At 66.9% G+C, this 2,961-nt stretch carries 4 protein-coding genes and 1 tRNA gene; 2 read left to right on the top strand and 3 right to left on the bottom strand.

Annotated features, from left to right (window positions below; all coding sequences use genetic code 11):
• Window positions 1-502: LytTR family DNA-binding domain-containing protein (locus Q0C81_RS17805; protein WP_291841111.1), on the top strand; the 502-nt coding region annotated here is incomplete at its 5' end.
• A 30-nt stretch (window positions 503-532) separates the two neighbouring features.
• Here the strand turns inward: Q0C81_RS17805 and Q0C81_RS17800 are convergent.
• A complete protein-coding gene (locus tag Q0C81_RS17800) occupies window positions 533-1,606 on the bottom strand; it encodes a PA0069 family radical SAM protein (protein ID WP_291841109.1) in 1,074 nt (357 codons plus the stop codon).
• A 93-nt stretch (window positions 1,607-1,699) separates the two neighbouring features.
• Between Q0C81_RS17800 and Q0C81_RS17795 the strand changes: the two genes are divergently transcribed.
• Complete coding sequence (locus Q0C81_RS17795; RefSeq protein ID WP_291841107.1) at window positions 1,700-2,317, top strand: hypothetical protein; 618 nt, start codon at window positions 1,700-1,702, stop codon at window positions 2,315-2,317.
• A 51-nt stretch (window positions 2,318-2,368) separates the two neighbouring features.
• Here Q0C81_RS17795 and Q0C81_RS17790 read toward each other — a convergent pair.
• Both Q0C81_RS17790 and Q0C81_RS17785 read right to left on the bottom strand, forming a co-directional pair.
• Window positions 2,369-2,453: transfer RNA gene (locus Q0C81_RS17790), tRNA-Leu, on the bottom strand.
• A 92-nt stretch (window positions 2,454-2,545) separates the two neighbouring features.
• Window positions 2,546-2,961: APC family permease (locus tag Q0C81_RS17785; protein ID WP_291841105.1), on the bottom strand; the 416-nt coding region annotated here is incomplete at its 5' end.

Below are 2,961 nucleotides of genomic sequence, written 5' to 3'. Positions count from 1 at the left end.
GGCCGCCGTCATCGCCCCGCTGTTCGGACGCTCCGACGTGGCCGAGGCGCCCTTCGTCGGCGGGTTTCTCACCCTGACGGCGACCTATGTCTCCGTCTGCCTGGTGACGGCCCTGATCGTCGGCGGGATCAGCCTGCTGCAGCTGGCCGCCAGCCGCCGGGCGGAACCGGTGAAGGCCGTGGCCAAACCGGGCGTGCGCTTCCTCTCGCGCCTGCCGCCCGGCGTCGCGGGCGAGTTGGTCTGCATCCGCATGGAGGACCACTATCTGCGCGTCACCACGCGCAACGGCGAGGCCCTGATCCTGATGCGGATGCGCGACGCGCTCGGCGAACTGAAGGACTATCCGGGCCTCCAGGTGCACCGCTCCTGGTGGGTCGCCGCCGATGCGGTCGTCCGCCTGGCGCGCAGCGGGCGCCGGCTGGAGGTGGTTCTGAAGAACGGAACGCGGGCGCCGGTCTCGTCCACCCATCGCGGGCAGGTGGAAGGGTTCGTGTTCGGCTGAGGCGGGCCACCGCTCTGTGAGCGTGCTGGATCAGGCCGCGTCGAACAGGTCGCCCTGCTTGCGGGCGCTGGCGGGAACGCGGAAACGGCTTTCGTCCAGCAGCGGACGCGGGCCGTCCAGGCCGTAGCGTTTGACAGCCGCGCGGAAGCGGGTCCCGATCAGTTCGGCCACCGGGCCCGCGCCCTTCATGCGCTGCGACCAGTCGGGATCATAGTCCCTGCCGCCCCGGGTCTGGCGGACCAGAGACATGACCCGCGCCGCCCGGTCCGGCCGGGCGTCCGCCAGCCATTCGCGGAACAGATCCTTGATCTCCAGCGGCAGGCGCAGGGTCACATACATGGCGCTGGTCGCCCCGGCCTTGGCCGCCGCTTCCAGAATGGATTCAAGCTCGTGGTCGTTAAGCCCCGGGATCACCGGGGCGAAGCCGACGCCCACCGGCACGCCCGCCTCGGCGAGCCGCGAGACGGCCTCCAGCCGTTTGGCAGGGGTTGAGGCGCGCGGCTCCATCGCGCGCGCCAGCTTGCGGTCAAGCGTGGTGATGGAGACGAAGGCCGAAGCCAGCCCGTCGCGCCCCATCGGCCCCAGGATGTCCACGTCGCGCGTGATCAGCACCGACTTGGTGATAATGCTGAACGGATGCCTGAACCTCTGCAGGACCTCGAGAATCGACCGCGTCGACTTCAGCTCGCGCTCGACGGGCTGATAGGGGTCGGTGTTACCGCCTATGTGGATGCGCCTGCAGACGTATCGCGGCTTGCAGAGCTCCTGTTCCAGCAGGTCCGCTGCGCCGGGCTTGAAGAAGAGCCGGCTCTCGAAATCCAGGCCCGGGGATAGGCCCATCCAGGCATGGGACGGACGGGCGTAGCAGTAGATACAGCCATGTTCGCAGCCCTTGTAGGGGTTGATGGACCGGTCGAAACCGACGTCCGGACTGGTGTTGCGCGCGATGATCGTCCGGGCCGTCTCGGGCGTCAGGGTGGTGCGCAGCGGCGCCGCCTCCGCGTCCTGATCGGTCCATCCGTCATCGAAGGCCTCGACCGTTTCCGGTTCGTAGCGCCCGGTCGCGTTCGACCTCGCACCTCGCCCCTTCGCAATCTCGACCATGGACGGACGGTACCGCAGAATAAGAACAAATCAAGAACAATATGAAATCAGCCGACTGGCCTAACAATGTTGTGCGTATCGCAACCTTGGGTGATGATGCCGCTCGCCGGTTGGCGAGCCCGCATCGAGGGCGACCGGATCACGGTCGGCGACGCCGGCAGGAGAGACGCGGCGATGGAAGACAGCGTGCGCACAGCCTTGCGGTTCGGGACGTCGGCGGGGAGCGTGGAAGAGCGTTTCCAGACGGCGGGAATGACCACCTATCCGAAGTCGCTCCGGGCCCTGATGGACGTCCTCAGTCCGGAGACCCTGACCTTCCGCAGCGACATGGACCTGAACGACGTCGCGATCTCCTCGACCCTGACGGTTCACAGCAATGGAGAATACGTCTGGGACGGCCGGGCCGACGACAGCGGGACCCTCCTGGGCGACGTCTACAGCCTGTCGGTCAGCCTCACCCAGGCCAGCCCCGACAACCTGACCTTCGCGCTCGTCCAGAACGGCGAACTGGACGCCGGCAAGCATGAGAACTGGCATCAGTTCGGCAACAGCCGATGGCTCTCGGACCATTGGGATCTGGTGGTGGTGTCCAACGCGCGCTGGCGGCTCTCGCAGCGGACGGAGATCGGAACCCTGATCAACCTGATCTTCGGCAACGGCAGCGTCCAGCCCGCGCCCACGGGCGAGAGCACCTGGCCGAGCTGGGACTGAGCCGGCCTGAAGCAGCGAGGGACCGCGTCCCGAGCGATAGGCCGATAAGGATGGTGCGGATGAGAGGACTCGAACCTCCACGCCTCTCGGCGCCAGAACCTAAATCTGGTGCGTCTACCAGTTCCGCCACATCCGCATAGGTAGGCTGAAGCCTCTAGGCGAGACCGCCGCAAAGGAAAAGGCCCGGGATCGCTCCCGGGCCTTCGTCTTGTGGTCTTCCGCCGGCGATCAGGTCGTGCCCGGCGGCGGCGGGATGTCGGCGTCCTGCTCATGGACCTCGGTATGGCCCTTGCGCATGTGACTCTTGCGGATGCCGTACAGGAAATAGATCACCAGGCCGATGCCGCCCCAGATCGGCAGCACCATCTTGGCGTCGTGCGGCAGATTCCAGAACAGGAAGGCGCAGCCGGCGGCCGAGATCGGCGCGATGATCCACACCAGCGGCGTCTTGAACGGACGGTGACGGTTCGGCTCCTTCACGCGCAGGATCAGCACCGCCAGCGACACCATGAAGAAGGCGAACAGGGTGCCCGAGTTCGAAATGTCCGCCAGCTGGCCGACCGGGAACAGGGCGCCGGCGATGGCGACCGCGATACCGGTGAACAGGGTGACGATGTAGGGCGTCTTCCACTTCGGGTGAACCT

Origin of the sequence: Brevundimonas sp., assembly GCF_023259385.1 — a bacterium.
In the GTDB taxonomy this organism is placed as follows: Bacteria; Pseudomonadota; Alphaproteobacteria; order Caulobacterales; family Caulobacteraceae; genus Brevundimonas.
The sequence above is the reverse complement of the archived record's forward strand: the minus strand, read 5'-3'. Positions and strand labels throughout refer to the sequence as shown.

Coding starts and splice junctions, on each gene's coding strand:
- Q0C81_RS17795 (WP_291841107.1), top strand. CDS start 1,700: ATGATGCCGCTCGCCGGTTGGCGAGCCCGCATCGAGGGCGACCGGATC.
- Q0C81_RS17800 (WP_291841109.1), bottom strand. CDS start 1,606: ATGGTCGAGATTGCGAAGGGGCGAGGTGCGAGGTCGAACGCGACCGGG.